Below are 18,637 nucleotides of genomic sequence, written 5' to 3'. Positions count from 1 at the left end.
CGCCATGTCCATCCAGCACCGTCCCGGCTCCATCGTGGGCCTGCCGAAATTCGCCGCGCCGACCGATTTTCCCGATAGCCCGCTATCGCAGGCCCTGAAGCAGCCGGTTCTGCTCGGCCTTTTTCTGCCGATTCAGGCCGGAGGCTGGACGCAATCGACGCTGGAGCGCTCCACCGACTGGCGCTTCGACTACAACAAGGCGCTGACGCTGCGAGCGGAGGAGCTGGGTTTCGATCTGGTGTTCGCCCTGTCGCAATGGCTTCCCAAGGGTGGCTATGGCGGCGTCTTCGACGGCCACGCACTCGACAGCTTCGTCTCGACCGCAGCACTTGCAGGCCTCACCAAGAAGATCATGCTCATCTCGACGATGCATGTTCTCTACGGCCCGTGGCATCCGCTGCACCTTGCCAAGTTCGGCGCCACGCTCGATCACATCACCCGTGGCCGCTGGGGCATCAATGTCGTCACCGGCCACAGGGCCGTCGAGCACGAGATGTTCGGCTGGCAGCGCATCGAGCATGACAGGCGCTATGAGCTTGCGGCGGAATTTCTCGAAGTCGTGCAGCGGCTTTGGAGCGACGACGAGAACTACTCCTTCGAAGGTGAAAGCAGCTGGAAGCTCGGTGGCGGCTACGTGACACCGAAACCGAATTTCGGCCGCCCGATCCTGGTCAACGCCACCGGATCCGATGCAGGCATCGCTTTCGCCGGCCGCTACTCGGATATCGTCTTCATCACCAGCCCGACCGGCGCGGACATCGACAGCGCCCTCGCCTCCCTGCCGGCTCATAGCAAGAGGGTGAAGGATGCCGCCGCCGATGTCGGACGCAGCGTGCGCACCCTGCTCAATCCGATGGTCATTTGCCGTCCGACCGAGAAGGAGGCATGGGAACTCGCCGACCGGATCGTCGCCCATGGCGACCAGCGTTCCCGTAAGGGCTTCCAGTCGCTGGATTCCGACGCCCATGCCTGGAAGGGCCGCGACGCCCAGGATCCCTATCGCTTCATCGGCGGCAATATTCGCGTCATCGGTTCGCCGGAGCAGGTGGTCGACCAGTTCGTCAAGCTGAGGGCGGCCGGAATCGACGGCTTGCAGCTCAGCTTCTTCGATTTCCGAGATGACCTTGAATTCTTCGGCAGCGAGGTCCTGCCGCTGATGAAACAGGCCGGCCTGCGCCACTGAAAGGAACGATCATGACCAGCAATGCCATTTCCGAAATCTGGTACACGCGCTGCCCCGTCCCGACGCCTGTGGGACTGGCCGCACAGCTCGGCTACCTCGAAGACGGCTTTCGCAGCGAAGGCGTCGCCCTGAAATCCATCATCGACTCTCCGGACAGGAACATCCGGCGGAGCCATTTCAACCACACACTCGACTGGTCCTTCCGCCATGGCGGCAATGTGCCACCCATTCGTGCGCGCTCGGAAGGACGCCGCACCCGTCTCGTCGGCATTACATGGACGGACGAGTTTCAGGCGATCATCACGCTGCCGGAAACCGGCATCAGGACGACCAGGGATCTCAAGGGTCGCCGCTTCGGTATTGCCCGCCGCCCCGAAGGGATCGTCGACTTCATGCGTGCCACGGCGCTCAAGGGATTGATCTCGGCTCTGTCGCTTGAAGGCTTATCCATCAACGATGTTGAGATTGTCGAGATTGCGCTCGCCGATTCCGTGCTCGCAAGCCAGGAAGGCCCCTCCCTCTTCGGCCTCAAGCGAAGGCAGGCCTATGGCGAGGAGATCGCCGCTCTCCTGCGCGGCGAGGTGGACGCGATCTATGTCAAGGGAACCGCCGGGATCAATGTCGCCAATCTCATCGGCGCGGTGCAGGTTGCCGAATTCGGTTTTCATCCCGATCCGAAAATCCGCATCAATTCGGGCTCGCCGCGGGTGCTGACGGTCGATGAACTGCTGGCGGAAGAACGGCCCGATCTCGTGCGCAAGCTGATCGAGGCGATTTTCAAGGCAGGCGCCTGGGCGGAAGCCCATCCGGAAGAAACCCGCCGCTTCGTGGCGCGTGAGTCCGGAGCGACGGAGGAGCAGGTTCTTGCCGCCAATGGGCCGGAAATCCACCGCCATCTCGGCCTGGGATTGGAACCGGAACTCGTCGGCGCAGTCGAACACTACAAGAATTTCCTGCGCGACTTCGGCTTCCTGGCCGGCGATTTCGATATTGGCGAATGGGTGGACCGCCGTCACCTCGAGGGTTTCGCCACACGCGCCGTCGCCTGAACCACGTTGTAACGAAATGACAGAGACCATTGATGATCTGATCGGCAAGGCGAAAAACCTTGCCGAGGACTTTTCCAGGAGGGCCGCGCATCACGACGCAACGGGCGCCTTCCCTTTCGAGAATTTCGACCGGCTTTTCGATGCCGGCCTGCTCGGCCTCGTCAGCGACCGGGATCATGGCGGCCACGGCGAGGGCCTGACATCGGCGCAGGCCATCATCAGCGAGATCGCCCGTGGTGAACCCTCGACCGCGCTGGTGCTCGCCATGCACTACACCTCGCATTTTACAATCCGCCGCCTTGGCAAATGGCCCCGCCATCTCGCGGAGCGCGTCCTGTCGGCAAACAGGCAGGGCGTGGCGCTGATCAACAATGCGCAAGCCGAGCCGCGCATCGGTTCGCCCGCCCATGGTGCCCTGCCCGAGACGATCGCGCGCCGTGACGGCGATCGATGGTGCATTTCCGGCCATAAGAGCTATGTGACCGGCATCCCCGTGCTGAAATGGGTGTCGCTTTTGGCCGTTACCGACGAGGAGGAACCGCGCCTTGCCTCGTTTCTGGTGCCGACCGATGCCGCCGGCTTGCGGATCGAGAAGAGCTGGAATGCGGCCGGCATGCACGCGACGGCGAGCGATGACATCATTCTCGAAGACGTATCGGTACCGCTCGATGATCTCATCGAGGCGCAACCGGCCAGCGAACCGATGCGCCGCGACGAGCATGCCGCCGCCTTCTTCTTCGGCTTGCTCGGTGCGGTTTATCATGGCGTTGCCAGAGCAGCGCGGGACCGCGTTCTTGGCTTCGCGAGCAAGCATAGCCCTGCCAGCCTTGGCGCACCAATCGCGACGGTGCCGCGCGTCCTGGATGGCCTCGGTGAAATCGAGGTGCGGCTTGCGACGAACGCCCGGCTGCTGCGCTCGCTTGGGGAAGATGTTGATGCCGGCCGGCCGGTGGGAATGGACGGCATGCATGTTCGCCATGTCGTCATCGACAACGCCGTCGCGGTCACCAGTCTTGCGCTGGAGCTCGCCGGCAATCCCGGCCTCAATCGCGATTTCCAGCTTGAACGCCATCATCGCGATGCGATCACCGCCCGGGCGCACGCACCGCAAAGCCATATGATCCGCGCGATCGCGGCCAGGAACGCATTGAACCGGCTTGGATAAGCCGGCTCCCGTTCACAAACGGCCCTGCCTACCCTGTTCAGGCGCTTGGGCTCAGCCATATCTGGCCGAAACTGTTGTTGATGCCTTGCGCCCCGGGCGCGAAATTCTTCACGCGCTTGTTGGCAACGATCTGCGCGCCTGCCGCCACCAGATCGACGGAAACCACGTCGTCGTGGATAATATGCTGGAACTTGTACCAGAGCTGCCGGCGCTTGGTCTCGTCCGGCTCGATGGCGGCCGCTTCAAGAACCGCGTCGACCTCCGGATTTGAATAGTGGCTGGCATTGGAGAAGACCAGACCGATCTTGAAATTCTTCGACCAGTAGGCGCGCTGTACGCCAAGGGTCGGATCGAAGGTGTTGGACAAGGATTCGATCACCAGATCCCATGCACGATCCGTATAGACCGTCTTCAGGAAGGTGGCGAGATCGAGCTTGAGTATCTCGGCATCGATGCCGACCGCGGCAAGCGACTGCTTGATGAAGTCGGCATAGGAGGGCTGCAGGAACGAATTATAGGCGAGCCGCAGCTTGAAGCGCGTGCCATTGGCACCGCGCGGATAGCCGGCATCGTCGAGCAGCCTGTTGGCTAGCTTGGAATCGGGCACGCGGGCCTTGATGCTGGGATCATACCATTTCGGCAAGGCTGTGCTGATCGGGCTCGGTGAGACCTGCGCATAACCGAAGAGGGCGATGTCCACGAGCTTCTGCAGATCGATGGCATGCGCGATCGCCAATCGCACATCCTTCTTCTTGAGAATCTCGTTCTCATAATTGAAGAACAGCTGCTGCTGTGGCCCGGAATAGGCGTAGGTCGTGGTGTCGACAACGAGGTTGGTATTGGCCCTCAGCCGCTCGATGTCGGATAGCGGCACGGGATTCGCGCCAATATCGATCTCTCCCGTCTCCAAAGCCGCGGCCCTTGCCGCTGGATCGAGGATGACGCGCAGGACGACGCGGTCGAGATAGGGTTTCGGCGCGTCCCAATAATTCGGGTTACGGTCGAAGATCAGATGGCTGCCAGGCACCCATTCCTTCAGGATGAAGGGACCTGTGCCGATCGTCTGAGCGAGGGTCGGCTGCTCGCTCGGCTTGAAGGTCTCGTAGACATGCTTCGGTACGATCGGTGATTCCGAACTGCCGAGCGCGGAGATCAGATAGGGAGCCGGTTTGGACAGAACGATGACAGCTGTGCGCGGATCGGGCGTTTCGACCGATGTCACGTTCTGGAACGTAATGCGCCCGCGCGGATGCGCCTCCTTCAGGCGAAAGATGGTGAACTTGACATCCTCGGAGGTGAAGTCCTTGCCATCGTGCCATTTGACGCCCTTGCGAAGCGCGAAGGTGTAGCGCAGACCATCGTCGCTTGCCGACCATGACGTCGCCAGAAGCGGCTTCGGGTTGAGATCGTAATCGAAATCGAGCAGTCCCTCGTTGATTTTCGGTCCGATCGCCTGGCCCGTACCGGAGGACGTGTTGATCGCGATCAGCGCCGTCGGATCGGGATAGTAGGCCCAGTTCAGGGTTCCGCCGCTCACCGGCGTTTCCGCGGCGCTTGCCCATGACGGAGAGCCTCCCCAGGCAAGACCCGCGCCGCCAAGGAGCAGCAATTGGTTGAAGTGACGGCGATTGATCGACATTTGCTCGCTCCGAAAATTGGCGTTACCGGGCACCAGTCCCGTCGCGGAAATGATCGTGTCGAAACCCGAAGATCCAAAGGCAGTTTTTCTAGCGTGAGGCGAAAGCAATCCTTCCCGCCAGCATTATCTGGCGTCCGCCGCATGGAGCGGTGCAGACGTCCACTCCCCTTCCGATCACAAGAAATCATGTGGGTTGGCGGCCGCATTTCATGGCGTTCGCGCGGCCGCGTCAGGTTTCCGCTACTCAAAGGCGTGGCTTTGTGCCAGGCGGCGATCCAGTCCGCTTCGTTGCATGGGCAATTTGAGGAAAAGTGCCCGGACCTTATTCAACCCGCTGCCTTCTTCACATCATCGCGAGGCCAATGTGTCAGGATGGCGCTCGCCACGAGGTGAACGAGATGATCCGCCCGTGGCGCGAATGAGGGTTGATCGACCGCCCAGCCGAGAGCCGTTATCAAGGCAAACAGGTCGTCCCCATTCATATCGGGGCGCGCCGTTCCCTCGGCCTGGGCGCGCAGCAGTAGTCGCGCGCCCGCCGCGTGCACGGCCGCGCACGAGGCATAAAGGGCGGAGTCGGGGTTCGTGTGAGCGGCCGCCATCATGGCGACAACGCCCCTAGAGCTTTGGGTGAATTCCACCAATTCTCGAAACCAGGAGAGAAGTGCTTCGGCGGCCGAAGTCGACAGTTCGAGTTCGGCTGCCCTCCGGGTCAGTGCGTCCAGATGGGTACACAGCAGCGCTTCGAACAACGCTTCCCGCGTCGGGAAATGACGGAGCAGCGTGGCCAAGCCGACGCCGGCCCGGCGGGCAATGTCACGCATCGACGCGTCCACACCATGCTCGGCGACAACGTCACGCGCGACGGTGAGAATTTGGCTGCGATTTTTTTCCGCGTCGGCTCGCATGGACTACCTTGCTAAATGGATCAGTGATCCATATATGTGGATCGGTGATCCGGTTATGAATCGGATCAGTGATCCATTAGATAGCGTCCGTCGGCGCAAATGACAACAGGCGCTGTCGACAGGGCGTAAGGAGACGTCATGGGAAAGCTTGAGGGTAAGATTGCAGTCATTACGGGTGGCGCCACCGGCATCGGTCGCGCCGCGGCGAAGCGGTTCATCGAGGAAGGCGCCTTCGTGTTCATTTTCGGCCGCCGGCAGGAAGCGCTCGATGCCGCCGTGGTCGATCTCGGGCCGAATGCCCGCGCGGTGACGGGCTCGGTTTCCGATGAAGCCGATCTGGATCGGCTCTATGCGGCGGTAAAGGCGGAGCGCGGAACCCTTGACATCGTCTTCGCCAATGCCGGGGCGGGCAGCTCGCTTCCGCTCGGCAAGATCACCGCAGAGCATATTGACGAGACTTTCGACACTAATGTGAAAGGCACGATTTTCACGGTCCAGAAGGCGCTGCCGCTGATGGGCCGGGGCGGTTCGATCATCCTGACCGGATCGAGCGCCGGCACCACGGGCGCCCCGGCATTCAGCGCCTATAGCGCGAGCAAGGCGGCAGTGCGCAATCTCGCGCGGACCTGGGCCGAGGACCTGAAGGGCACGGGCATCCGGGTGAACGTGCTGTCGCCCGGGGCGACGGCGACCGAACTCGCGAAGGAAGCGCTCGGCGAGGAGGGCCAGAAGGCCTTCGCCGCGATGACACCGCTCCAGCGCATGGCCGATCCGGCGGAGATCGGAGCGGTGGCCGCCTTCCTCGCATCCGACGACAGCAGCTTCATGACCGCCAGCGAAGTCGCCGTCGACGGCGGCCTCGCCCAACTCTGACGTGCCACACACTGCCGGGTCAGTCACCCAATTATGCATACATCCACGGAAGGAAATGAAATGGCACATCCTCTCAAAGGAAAAGCCGCTCTCGTAACCGGGGCGTCGCGCGGCATTGGTCGTGCCATCGCCGAGCGCCTCGCAAAGGATGGCGCGACGGTCGCGCTAACCTACAACACCTCCAAATCTGGCGCCGACGAGGTGGTGGCGGCCATCGAGAATGCTGGAGGCACCGCGTTTGCGATCCACGCGGACCTCGTTGACCCGGCGACCGTCCCGATCTTATTCGAGAGACTCGACAACGAGTTCACCAAGCGAAACGGAAGCAAAGCCCTCGACATTCTGGTCAACAACGCCGGCAACTCCGGCTGGGTTGGCTTCAAGGACGCGACGCCGGACAGTTGGGACACCCTGATCGCGGTCTATGCCCGAGCGCCCTTCTTTATCATTCAGGCGGCCCTGAAGCGTCTCGCCGACGGCGGATGCATCATCAACATCTCTTCCGCCGCCGCCACGAAGCCCGTGACGGCCGCGCCTGTCTACTCGATGGCCAAGGCGGCCATCAACAACCTGACCCATGCGCTGGCGGCGGAACTGGGACCGCGCGGAATTACCGCGAACGCTGTCGCGCCCGGCTACACGCGAACGGATGTGAACGCCGCCATTCGAGAAAACCCCGAACTCATCAAGGCGGTCGAGGCCGAAATCGCGATGGGACGCTTTGGAGAGCCTTCGGAAATCGCCGCCGTCGTCGCGTTCCTGGCCTCCGATGACGGCCATTGGGTGACGGGCCAGACGATTGAAGCAAGCGGCGGCTACAAGCTCTGACCGCGCCGAACAATCGAAGGAGAATGTGATGAGCTACGCGATTATCGGCTTCGGCAATATCGGCCGAGCTCTGGCCAAAGCGTTTTCCCGCAACGGCATCGAGGTGTCCGTTGCAACCACGCGCGACCCTGCAAGCTTCGCATCCGATGCAGCCGCGATCGGGCCCGAGATTATTCCCAAGACCCTGACGGAAGCTATAAGGGCGGATGTTATCTTTCTAGCTGTCCGCTTCGAACAGCACCCGGACGTCGCCAAGGTGCTGTCCACGTGGCAGGGGAAGACGATCGTCGATGTGACCAATGCCTACGGCGTGCCTCCCGAGAAACTGGGAGGGCAGCCGTCGTCCAAATTCGTTGCGCAGGCCTTCTCCGGTGGAAGACTGGTCAAGGGCTTCAATCATCTGGCTGCCGCCGTGCTCGGCCAAGATCCGGCCGTGCATGGTGGCAGGAGGGTCGTGTTCCTGGCGAGCGACGACGGCGGCGCGACAGCGGAGGTTGCCGCGCTTGCCGAACAACTCGGTTTCGCGCCGATCAACCTTGGCGGCCTTTCGGAAGGTGGGCTGCTCGTTCAGGCGCGCGGCAACGACTGGGGTCATCTGATCTTTAAGGATCTGGTCAAGTTCGATTGAGGAATCATGCATGAGCACTATCAGCATCATTGGATCCGGCGGCATGGCCGCGGCAATCGGCGGCCTTGCCGCCAAGGCCGCGCATACCGTCGAGGTGGCCAGCCGCGATCCCGCCAAGGCGCGGGCGCTCGCCGAGCAGATCGGAGCCGGAGCGACGATAGCGACTTATGGCGCCGCTCCGACCGGGGATATCGTCGTCCTGGCAGTGCCTTACACCAGCGCCGCGGCTGTGATCGCCGATTACGGGAACTCGCTTGACGGCAGGGTGATCATCGACATCACCAACCCCGTTGCCCCCAACCTTTCGGGTCTCGTCACTCCGCATGGCGGTTCTGGCGCGCAGGAGATCGCCAAGCGCCTCCCCGCCCGCGCGCCTGTCGTGAAGACGTTCAACACCATCTTCGGTCACGTGCTGGCCAAGGGTGAACGCCTCGACGCGTTCATCGCAGCCGACGACACGAAGGCGAAGGGCACGCGTCTCGACCTTCCTTGAAAGTCTAGGGCTCCGTCCGTTTGACGTTGGTGGCTTGCACATGGCCCAGACGCTGGAAGCGCTCGGCTTGATGATGATCAGCCTGGCCAGGAACGGCGCCGGTACCTGGGATTTCGCCATGAAAATCGATCTTGGCTGAACCATCGGCGGCGGGCCGGATATTGGGAGCCCGCGTTTGACGGCATTCGTATGATTGAGACAGCGTTCCTTGCTGGCTAGGAGCGATCACATTTGCATCGCTGACCCGCTTGAATGCTGGACGCTTGGGACCTAAATTGGCTCGATGCTTGATCATTCGTCTCAACCATTGTCGCCGTCAAATGTCCCAATGGACGCCCTAAGCGAAGTCCTGCAAGACTTTCGCTTGAGTGGCGTCAATTATGGACGCTGCGAACTCAGACATCCATGGAGCATCGCCTTTCCGCAACAACAGCTGCTTCGTTTTCACTTTGTCAGCCAGGGTCCGTGCTGGATCCATACCGAAGCGCAAGGATGGCAGGAGTTGAACGATGGCGATCTGGTTCTGCTGCCGCAAGGCGTCGCGCACCGGTTGGCCAGCGCGCCAGATGTCGAGGGTGACTCGCGCAAGAGCTGCCAGATAACAAGATTGGGAAGCAACGTATGCGACGTGGTGCGGGACGGAACGGGTGCGACGAGCACCCTCTTCTGCGGCTCCATGGTCTTGGGGGCGCATGCACTTAATCCCTTGGTCGCCTTGATGCCGCCAATCATCAAGGGCTGCGATGTGGCCGGCAATGACCCGATCGTTGGCCCCCTGCTGGCGGCCATGTCGGCGGAGGCGACACAGCCACAGATGGGAAGCGCGACCGTCTTGTCGCGCATGGCCGACTTGCTCGCGGCACGGCTCATCCGCTGCTGGGTCAATTGCAGCGGGGGCTCGACCACCGGCTGGCTCGCCGCCATCCGCGATCCCCATGTCGGACGTGTGCTGGCGGCCATGCACCGAGACCCCGGCCGTAACTGGACCCTCAAAAGTCTCGCGGGCTTGGCGGGTCAATCGCGTTCGATCTTCGCCGAGCGCTTCAACGCCATGTTAGGAGAAGGCGCGGCCCATTATCTCGCCCGTTTGCGGATGCAGCTTGCCCGCGACCTGTTGGGGCAAAGCGGCATGTCAGTCGCCGAAGTTGCTTCTCGGTTGGGCTATGAATCCGAGGCATCCTTCGCTCGCGCCTTCAAACGCATCACCAGCGTCTCACCGGGCGTTGTGCGACGCACAAGTTCCGGACGAATGGACATGGATTTCGGATTTTAGGACACATACCGTCCCGAATAGTTCGTCTATGACCTCTCCTAACTTAAGGAGATACCTATGACGGACACGACATCGCAACTTGATGGGGTAACGATTGAACCGGATACCCCGGAACCATCCACGTGGAGCGCGGCGACCTGGTTCGCCGTCCTTTCAATGGCGGCCACCAGCTTCGCGCTGGTATCGGCTGAATTCCTGCCGGCGGGTCTGCTAACCCCGCTGGCGCGCGATCTTGCGATTACCGAGGGAACAGCCGGACAGGTCGTCACCGCCACAGCTTCCGTCGGCGCTGTCACCGCCCTATTGAGCAATGTTCTGATCGGCAGGCTGAACCGCAAGACGGTGTTGGTCGGCCTCAGCGCCTTGGCGATCGGCTCCAATGTCCTTGCATCATTGGCGACGGACTTTTGGCTATTGTTGTTGGGCCGGGCTGGGCTGGGCATCGCGCTGAGCGGTTTCTGGGCGCTTTCAGTCGCCGTCGTGGCGCGACTGGTCGGCGCCAATTCGACGGGTCGGGGCATGGCCATCGTCACCCTCGGCGTCTCGCTCGCCACCATAGCTGCGCCCTCGGTTGGAGCTTTGATCAGCGACTGGCTGGGATGGCGCGTGGCAATGGCGATGACCGCCGGACTTGCCGCGCTCGCCTTGCTGCTGCAGCTACTGAGCTTACCGACACTGCCCGCGAGCACAAGCAACAGCCTCGCCGATGTTTTCCGGCTGACGCGGCGGCGTAGCGTTCAGCTGGGGATGCTTGCCATTCTTTTGCTGATGACGGGCCATTTTGCCGGCTCGGTCTATGTGCGTCCCTTCCTCGAACAAGTGACGCTCCTTGAAACCAGATCGATCGCCCTGGCTCTGCTTGGGTTTGGCATCGCTTCCGTGATCGGCAATGTGGCCGGTGGCCGAATGGCCGACGCCAGCATTCGCCTGGCCCTGGCTCTCACGGCGGCGCTGATGGCGTTTGCCGCGCTTGCCTTGGTGCTTTGGGGCGCTCAAACCGGTATTGCCTTCGGCCTCGTGGCGCTTTGGGGCTTCGCCTTCGGCATGGCACCGGTTGTACTGCCGACCAATCTTTCCCGCGGGGCAACCGACGCTTTGGAGGCTGCCGGCAGCCTGATGGTCGTCTCTTTTCAGGTCGCCATCAGCATCGGCGCGGTTTTTGGCGGCTATATCGTCGATCGCTATGGCGCTGTCGGCCCTCTGACGCTTACCGCCATCCTGGCCGTATGGACACTCGCCTTGGCGCTGACACAACCTCGCGGCTAATCTGTTTTTTGAAAAACAGTATAACAATCGAAGAAAAAGTCGCGAGATGTCGTCAGTGGCGGCATAGCCATCCTGACGATCCGACAATCATTGTGCTGCGGCGAGAAACAATTCTCTGCCGTTGTTCGTACCTTTGTTGGAGGCCTGTGAATATCTTGCTGATCAGGATAGTGTGGGTCGGTTAACCACTTTATTAGCACATTCAAACGCGGTTCTGGCTGTCAACAAATCCGAATTTGCATAAGGGCCAGTCTCGCCTCCCGGCGGAAATGATCAGCCATGAAGAAAAGCGCTGGCATCTTAATGTACAAAGAGGCGGAAAGCGGTTTTTTGATCCTGCTTGTCCACCCAGGCGGCCCCTTCTGGCACAAGCGAGATGAGGGCGCGTGGTCCATTCCCAAGGGCGAGTATAAGGAGGATGAGGAAGCTGAGGCCGCGGCCCGGCGGGAATTTGCCGAAGAAATGGGACACGTGCCCGAAGGCAAGCTGCAACCGCTTGGCCAATTACGCCAGAAGAGCGGTAAGCATGTCATTGCCTTTGCGTTGGAGGGGGAATTCGACACCTCCAGCCTGCGCAGCAACATGTTCGAAATCGAGTGGCCGCCGCGAAGCGGACGCATGCAAGCATTCCCCGAAGTCGATCGTGCCGAGTGGTTCGCCCTGGCCGAGGCGCGCCAAAAGATCGTCAGCGGCCAGGCCCCCTTCCTGGAACGTCTGGAGGAGCTCCATGTGGCAGCCGCGCGACGCGTCGTCGACCAGACGGGCAAAAAGTAATGCTGTATTACGCCGGCTGACATTCGAACGACAGGACGTCGACGTTCGCGAAAAATGACAATTTACTTGACCAGGATCAAGGTTTATCGCCGCCGCCCAGTGTCCAGTGTCTCCCATGGATATTTTCGATCCTTGGGAGAAGATCATGACTTCGATCGGCATAAAACTTGTTACCTCGACCGAGCCGGTCGCGGTTAATGGGAAATTGCGACTGGGTTCATTAACGGCGTTGGTCATCGGCTCGATGATCGGCTCCGGTGTCTTCAGCTTGCCACAGAACATGGCCGCAGGCGCCGGCCCGTTGGCCATCGCAATCGGTTGGGGGATTACGGCGATTGGCATGCTGTCGCTGGTCTTCGTATATCAGTCCCTGGCCACCCGCAAACCAAACCTTAACGCTGGTCCCTATGCTTATGCAAAAGCCGGCTTCGGACCATTTATTGGCTTCAACAGCGCTTGGGGCTACTGGCTGAGCGCATGGATCGGCAATGTATCCTATGCGGTTATCGTTTTTAGCGCCCTATCCTATTTCTTCCCATCCTTCGGCGATGGAAACACTTGGCAGGCGGTGCTCGGTGCGTCGATCCTGCTATGGTTGATCCACACGCTTGTCCTTGCGGGCATCCGCCAGGCGGCGGTCGCGAATCTTATTGTCACCATCGCAAAGATCGCGCCGATTGTATTGTTCGTCGGGGTCAGCGTCGTCGCCTTCAAGCTAAATGTCTTCTCGCTCGATTTCACCGGTCTGGGCAATGCTAGCCTCGGCTCGATCACCACCCAGGTCAAGAGCACCATGTTGGTCACTCTCTGGGTATTCATCGGCATAGAAGGTGCCAGCGTCTTCTCGGCCAGGGCAGAGCGACGGAGCGATATTGCGACAGCAACGGTGCTCGGCTTTTTCACCTGCCTCGCATTCTACGCACTCGTGTCCCTTCTCTCGCTCGGCATCCTCAACCAACCTGCGCTTGCTGCGCTGAAAAATCCGAGCATGGCCGGGGTACTTGAGGCGGTGGTCGGCCCCTGGGGTGCGGCTCTCATCAATATCGCGCTTGTCATTTCGGTGATCGGTGCCTTTCTGAGCTGGACGCTTCTTGCAGCCGAGATTCCCTTCGCGGCGGCCAAGGACGGGACCATGCCGAAATTCCTCGCCTCGGAAAGTGACCGCGGCGTCCCATGGGCTTCGCTGCTGATCACCAATCTTCTTGTCCAGACGTTCCTGGTCGTTACGCTCTTTGCTCATAGCACCTATCAGGCGTTGTTTTCCATCGCATCAACCGCGATCCTCGTGCCCTACATCTTCTCGGGCGCCTATGCTGCGAAGCTTGCCATATCAGGCGAAAGCTATGCACTGGGTGAGCAGCGCACCGCTCCAATGCTCGTCGGCCTTCTGGCAACGTTTTATGGGTTGTGGCTCGTCTACGCGGCCGGCCCGGCCTACCTGTTCATGTGTGCGATCCTCTATGCGCCGGGCATTCTCTTCTATGTTCTGGCCTGCAGAGAGTCAGGTCAAAGGCCCTTCCGTCTATTCGAAGCCGTGCTTGCCGCCGCGCTTGTGGCAGTGGCCCTCCTTGCTGCCTACGAAATGTGGGCCGGCCTCGTCAGCCCATTTTGACAAGGAGCAGCGTCATGAATGTTCTCGGGGTTCATTCGGAAGTCGGTCGTCTCCGCGAAGTCATGGTTCACCGCCCTGATCTGAGCCTTCGGCGCCTGACACCTGACAATTGCAGGGCCCTGCTTTTCGACGACGTGCTTTGGGTCAAGCGTGCACGCCAGGAGCATGACGTCTTCGTCGATGCATTGCGCGAACGCGGCGTGATTGTGCAGTCATTGGGCGAATTGCTCATGGAAACGATGGCTTTGCCCAAGGCGCGCCGCTGGCTGCTCGATCGCCGGGTCGAATCCGCGGTTGTCGGACGTGACATGGTCGACGAACTGCGCGGCTGGCTCAATGAGATGCCAGCGGATCAGCTAGCGACCTGCCTCGTCGGCGGCATCGCGCGTGCCGAATTGCCATTTGAACCGCTTGGGCTGACTGGACGGACACTGGCGCCGCAGGATTTCGTGCTACCACCGCTGCCGAACCAGCTCTTTACCCGTGACAGTTCCTGCTGGATCTATGGTGGCGTTTCGGTCAATGCCATGTATTGGCAGGCGCGGCGGCCAGAGGCTGCAAATGTCGAGGCGATCTATCGTTTTCATCCTCGGTTCAACGCAGCCGACTTCACATTCATCTCGCCCGAGAGCTCGGTCACCGGAACCAGTCTTGAAGGTGGTGACGTGATGCCGATTGGTGATGGTGTCGTCCTGGCCGGCATGGGTGAGCGCAGCACTCCGCAGGCGGTCGGCACTCTTGCTCGAAGTCTCTTTGCAAGCGGTATCGCAAAACGCGTCATCGCGGCCCTTATGCCGCGCGATCGCAGCTTCATGCATCTCGATACCGTCTTCACCTTCTGCGACCGGGATCTGGTGACCATGTATCCTCCCGTCGTCGATCGCTTGCGGAGTTTCTCGCTGCGGCCGGGCGATGCCGAAGGTTCGGTGGATACTCGGGAGGAGACATCTCCGTTTACCGACGTGGTTGCGCAAGCGCTTGGATTGAAGAGCTTGCGTGTCGTTGCGACCGGCGGCGACCGCTATGAAGCCGAGCGCGAGCAGTGGGATGACGGCAACAATGTCATCGCCATCGAGCCCGGCGTTGTCATCGGCTACGACCGTAACGTCTATACCAACACGCTACTGCGTCGTGCAGGTATCGAGGTGATCACCATCGACGGAGCGGAACTCAGCCGTGGCCGCGGCGGCGGTCATTGCATGACGTGCCCGATTGCTCGTGCCCCCCTTTAGTTGCGAAGGAACTTGTCATGCCTATCAATCTTCATGGTCGCAGCGTTCTGTCCCTCGATGATCTGGATGCCGAGGAGATTCGGTATCTGCTACGCCTTGCCGCCGATCTCAAGGCCGCGAAACTGGGCGGTTACGAAGTGCCGCGCCTGACGCGAAAGAACATCGCACTTATCTTCGAAAAGGACTCGACACGCACCCGAACCGGGTTCGAGGTGGCAGCTTATGACCAGGGCGCCCACGTCACCTACATGGGTCCCACCGGCAGCCATATCGGCCACAAGGAATCGATGAAGGATACTGCACGCGTTCTCGGCCGCATTTATGACGCCATCGAATATCGCGGGTTCGCGCAGCGTGCAGTCGAGACGCTGAAAACCTATTCCGGCGTGCCCGTCTATAATGGGCTGACCGACGTTTCTCATCCGACGCAAATTCTCGCCGATCTCATGACCATGCGCGAATTCACCCACAAGCATCTGTCTGACATGGTCGTGGCCTTCCTTGGCGACGGGCGCGACAATGTGGCGATGTCGCTGGCGCTAGGCGCCGCCAAGGTCGGAATCGATTTTCGCCTCGTCTCGCCGACGGCCTTGTGGCCGGACCAAGCGTTTGTCGATCATGTGAAATCGGAGGCATGGAAGAGCGGCGGCAAGTTCGCTTTGATGGAACATGTCGGTTCAGGGGTACTGGGGGCCGATTTTGTCTATACGGACGTCTGGCTTTCAATGGGCGAGAGTGAATCGGCTTGGGAAGAGCGCATCGGGCTTCTTTCCCCATTCCGGGTTACCGCCCAGGTGATCGAGGCGACCGAAAACCCCTATGCGAAATTCATGCATTGCCTTCCAGCGTTTCACGACACCGAGACGGAAGTCGGCGCCCGCATCGCTAAGGAATATGGCATTGATTGCATGGAGGTGACGAACGAGGTTTTCGAGTCTCATGCCTCCATTGTTTTCGATCAGGCCGAAAATCGCATGCATACGATCAAGGCCTTACTCGTCGCGACGATTGGAGGCTGACATGCTGATCGTCGCTGCGCTCGGCGGGAACGCACTTCTGCGCCGCGGCGAGCCGATGACCGCTGAACATCAGCGCGCCAATATCCGGGTCGGTGTTGCCGCCTTGGCTGATCTCATTCATGCCGGTCACTCTTTGGTCATCACCCATGGCAACGGTCCCCAGGTCGGGCTCCTTGCTCTGCAGGCGGAAGCCTCCAACGGCAATGGTTTCCCCTTGGATATTCTGGGCGCCGAAACAGAGGGGATGATCGGCTACATGATCGAACAGGAGCTAGGAAATCTCCTGGAGAACAATCCAATCGCAACCTTGCTGACCATGGCACGGGTAGAGGCGGCCGACCCCGCCTTTTCACATCCGACTAAGTTCATCGGGCCGGTTTACGATGCAGCAACCGCGCGACGGCTCGCCAGAGAGCGGGGTTGGAGAGTTGCGCCAGACCGTGAAAACTGGCGGCGCGTCGTCGCCTCGCCAAAACCCTTGGCAATCGTCGAGGCAAAAACCATCGCCTTGCTGGTCAATCACGGCGTGACCGTCATTTGCACCGGCGGCGGAGGCATCCCCGTGATTGAGCAGGCTGATGGCAGACTTACCGGGATAGAAGCCGTGATCGACAAGGATGCCGCCAGTGCGCTGCTGGCAAGGCAGCTAAATGCCGACATGTTGCTCCTTCTGACAGATGTCGATGCGGTCTATCTGGACTACGGGACACCAAAGGCTCAACGCTTGGGTCGCATTGATCCGGAGATGTTATCTGACGTGAGGTTCCCACCAGGCTCGATGGCGCCAAAGGTCGCCGCCGCGATCCAGTTCGCAAAGGAAATGGATAGACCGGCCGGCATCGGCAGGCTGGAGGACGCGGGCGCCATCGCCTGCGGCGAGAAAGGAACCTTGCTCGACCCGCGTCTGTCGGCAAAAGGTTGCTATAGGCAGCAGGCGTAGGCCGGTTCATTCCGTATGCGAGATTCGATCTCCCTCGTAGCAACGATCAATATTGCATGCGTCGACACTCCGATTTCAAAAACTCCCTGTTTCCGCAGGCATGTCTAGACGCTTCCTCCGGATAGTGATGAACGTTTCCATTCTGGCACACAGATGCCGTCGGGAGCGTCCATCAGAGGCCGATCGTGAATAAATGATCCTCGATATCCAAGCTAGGCCAGCATCCGGCCAATTTCGCGCAGTGAGCTGTGCCATTTGAGTGCCTCTTCGATGACGTGCGGCGTTTGTCCACCCCGCGCAAGGGCTCTTTTGTGGTAGTCGAACAGGGCTCCGCGGTAGGCCGGATGCACACAATTGGCGATGATGGTGGTAGCGCGTTCCCGCGGCGCGAGACCGCGAAGGTCAGCCAGTCCGGTTTCGGTCACCAATATATCGACGTCGTGTTCGGTATGGTCCACATGGCTGACCATGGGCACGACCCTTGAAATCGCCCCGTTCTTTGCCGTCGATTTCGTGACGAAGATGGACATGTAGGCGTTACGGGCAAAATCGCCCGAGCCGCCAATCCCATTCATCATATGTGTTCCACCGACATGGGTCGAATTGACATTGCCGTAGATGTCGAACTCCAACGCGGTGTTGATTCCGATGATCCCAAGGCGACGAATGACTTCCGGATGATTGCTGATTTCCTGCGGGCGCAGGATCAGCCGCGGTTTATATGCTGCGATATTTGGAATGACCTTGCGATACATGTCGGCGGACAAGGTCATTGAGGAACCGGATGCAAATGTGAGCTTTCCGGCGTCGATCAGATCGAAGGTCGAATCCTGAAGGACCTCGGAATACATGGTCAGATCGTGAAACGGCGTATCGATGAAACCGTGGAGTACGGCGTTTGCGATCGTGCCGATGCCGGCCTGAAGCGGCAGCAGGCTTTGGCTCAAGCGTCCGAGTTTGACCTCATGCATCAGGAATTCAGCCAGATGCCCGGCAATCGCCCGCGTTTCAGCATCCGGCGGCTGGATGGTCGAAGAACTATCGCTGTTTTGCGTGACGACGACAGCGGCGATCTTCTCCGGAAGAACCGGAATGAAAGGAACGCCAATCCGGCTGTCTGGTGACATGACGGGAATTGCCTCGCGGCTTGGCCGGCGCGTCGGGATATAGATATCGTGCAGCCCTTCCAATTCCTGTGGCTGCGACTGGTTGATTTCGACGATGACCTTATCGGCCAGGATCGCGAAGCTTGCCGAATTGCCGACCGATGTCGTCGGAATGATCCCGCCGTCTTCGGTGATGGCCGTCGCCTCGATCACGGCAATATCGACCGGCGAGATCTGGCGGCTGCGAAGAAGTTCCACCGTCTCGGACAGATGCTGATCGATAAACATGACTTCGCCGGCATTGATCGCGTTTCGCAGAACCGGATCGGACTGAAAAGGCAGTCGACGGGCAAGCACATGCGCCTCGACCAGGGCCTTGTCGAGATTGTTGCCCAGTGATGCGCCGGTCATCAGCGTGATCTTCAGCGGATCGTCCTTGGCGCGCTTGGCAAGCGCCATGGGCACGGCCTTTGCCTCGCCCGCGCGCGTAAAGCCGCTCATGCCGATGGTCATTCCGTCCTTGATCAGCCGGGCGGCATCGTCCGCGCTTACAATGCGTTCGAGCAGCTCCCTGTTTCTTATGCGCCCGCGAAACATGGCGATCCTTCCTCAGATCATGGATATCTGGAACAAGAGCCGAGTTTGCGACATG

At 60.4% G+C, this 18,637-nt stretch carries 17 protein-coding genes; 14 read left to right on the top strand and 3 right to left on the bottom strand.

Annotated features, from left to right (window positions below):
* Positions 1-4: 4 nt before the first annotated feature.
* The 3 genes from JJQ51_RS24535 to JJQ51_RS24525 are packed head-to-tail and all read left to right on the top strand — an operon-like array spanning position 5 to position 3,397.
* Complete coding sequence (locus JJQ51_RS24535; protein WP_152095078.1) at positions 5-1,183, top strand: LLM class flavin-dependent oxidoreductase; 1,179 nt, start codon at positions 5-7, stop codon at positions 1,181-1,183.
* Between the two features lie 11 nt (positions 1,184-1,194).
* Positions 1,195-2,232: an ABC transporter substrate-binding protein gene (locus tag JJQ51_RS24530; protein ID WP_152095077.1), complete on the top strand. Its 1,038-nt coding sequence runs from the start codon at positions 1,195-1,197 to the stop codon at positions 2,230-2,232.
* Between the two features lie 16 nt (positions 2,233-2,248).
* Positions 2,249-3,397 (top strand): acyl-CoA dehydrogenase family protein, encoded by a 1,149-nt coding sequence (locus JJQ51_RS24525; protein ID WP_152095076.1) that lies wholly within the window; start codon positions 2,249-2,251, stop codon positions 3,395-3,397.
* 37 nt (positions 3,398-3,434) lie between these two features.
* Here the strand turns inward: JJQ51_RS24525 and JJQ51_RS24520 are convergent, their stop codons facing one another.
* Positions 3,435-5,036, bottom strand: coding sequence for an ABC transporter substrate-binding protein (locus JJQ51_RS24520; RefSeq protein ID WP_269245417.1), 1,602 nt, complete (start codon positions 5,034-5,036; stop codon positions 3,435-3,437).
* Between the two features lie 326 nt (positions 5,037-5,362).
* Positions 5,363-5,941, bottom strand: coding sequence for a TetR/AcrR family transcriptional regulator (locus JJQ51_RS24515; protein WP_269245416.1), 579 nt, complete (start codon positions 5,939-5,941; stop codon positions 5,363-5,365).
* Between the two features lie 138 nt (positions 5,942-6,079).
* Between JJQ51_RS24515 and JJQ51_RS24510 the strand changes: the two genes are divergently transcribed.
* From JJQ51_RS24510 to arcC, 11 genes are all read left to right on the top strand, one after another.
* The gene (locus JJQ51_RS24510) at positions 6,080-6,814 is read left to right on the top strand and encodes an SDR family NAD(P)-dependent oxidoreductase (protein ID WP_152093911.1); all 735 of its coding nucleotides are present in this window, start codon (positions 6,080-6,082) and stop codon (positions 6,812-6,814) included.
* 33 nt (positions 6,815-6,847) lie between these two features.
* Positions 6,848-7,642 carry an SDR family NAD(P)-dependent oxidoreductase gene (locus JJQ51_RS24505; RefSeq protein WP_269245415.1) on the top strand — a complete coding sequence of 265 codons (795 nt, stop codon included), beginning with the start codon at positions 6,848-6,850 and terminating at the stop codon, positions 7,640-7,642.
* Between the two features lie 28 nt (positions 7,643-7,670).
* Complete coding sequence (locus tag JJQ51_RS24500) at positions 7,671-8,270, top strand: NADPH-dependent F420 reductase (protein WP_145636434.1); 600 nt, start codon at positions 7,671-7,673, stop codon at positions 8,268-8,270.
* A 10-nt stretch (positions 8,271-8,280) separates the two neighbouring features.
* Complete coding sequence (locus JJQ51_RS24495) at positions 8,281-8,763, top strand: NADPH-dependent F420 reductase (RefSeq protein ID WP_269245414.1); 483 nt, start codon at positions 8,281-8,283, stop codon at positions 8,761-8,763.
* Between the two features lie 283 nt (positions 8,764-9,046).
* Complete coding sequence (locus tag JJQ51_RS24490; RefSeq protein ID WP_173004543.1) at positions 9,047-10,036, top strand: AraC family transcriptional regulator; 990 nt, start codon at positions 9,047-9,049, stop codon at positions 10,034-10,036.
* Positions 10,037-10,093: 57 nt separating this feature from the next.
* The gene (locus JJQ51_RS24485; RefSeq protein WP_113353490.1) at positions 10,094-11,302 is read left to right on the top strand and encodes an MFS transporter; all 1,209 of its coding nucleotides are present in this window, start codon (positions 10,094-10,096) and stop codon (positions 11,300-11,302) included.
* A 279-nt stretch (positions 11,303-11,581) separates the two neighbouring features.
* Positions 11,582-12,076: an NUDIX domain-containing protein gene (locus tag JJQ51_RS24480; protein ID WP_113353491.1), complete on the top strand. Its 495-nt coding sequence runs from the start codon at positions 11,582-11,584 to the stop codon at positions 12,074-12,076.
* Positions 12,077-12,221: 145 nt separating this feature from the next.
* Positions 12,222-13,688 carry an arginine-ornithine antiporter gene (arcD, locus tag JJQ51_RS24475; RefSeq protein ID WP_113353589.1) on the top strand — a complete coding sequence of 489 codons (1,467 nt, stop codon included), beginning with the start codon at positions 12,222-12,224 and terminating at the stop codon, positions 13,686-13,688.
* A 14-nt stretch (positions 13,689-13,702) separates the two neighbouring features.
* Entirely contained in the window at positions 13,703-14,920 is a 1,218-nt protein-coding gene (locus JJQ51_RS24470) for an arginine deiminase (RefSeq protein WP_113353492.1), read from the top strand.
* Positions 14,921-14,937: 17 nt separating this feature from the next.
* On the top strand, positions 14,938-15,939 hold the full coding sequence (gene argF / locus JJQ51_RS24465; RefSeq protein WP_113353493.1) for an ornithine carbamoyltransferase: 1,002 nt from the start codon (positions 14,938-14,940) through the stop codon (positions 15,937-15,939).
* Between the two features lies 1 nt (position 15,940).
* On the top strand, positions 15,941-16,879 hold the full coding sequence (gene arcC / locus JJQ51_RS24460; protein WP_152093906.1) for a carbamate kinase: 939 nt from the start codon (positions 15,941-15,943) through the stop codon (positions 16,877-16,879).
* 212 nt (positions 16,880-17,091) lie between these two features.
* On the opposite strand, the gene JJQ51_RS24455 is transcribed toward arcC, so the two are convergent.
* Positions 17,092-18,582 (bottom strand): acetyl-CoA hydrolase/transferase family protein, encoded by a 1,491-nt coding sequence (locus JJQ51_RS24455; protein ID WP_113353495.1) that lies wholly within the window; start codon positions 18,580-18,582, stop codon positions 17,092-17,094.
* Positions 18,583-18,637 lie beyond the last annotated feature (55 nt).

It is taken from the genome of Rhizobium sp. AG207R (genome assembly GCF_027109195.1).
Classification (GTDB): Bacteria; Pseudomonadota; Alphaproteobacteria; order Rhizobiales; family Rhizobiaceae; genus Rhizobium; species Rhizobium dioscoreae.
The sequence above is the reverse complement of the archived record's forward strand: the minus strand, read 5'-3'. Positions and strand labels throughout refer to the sequence as shown.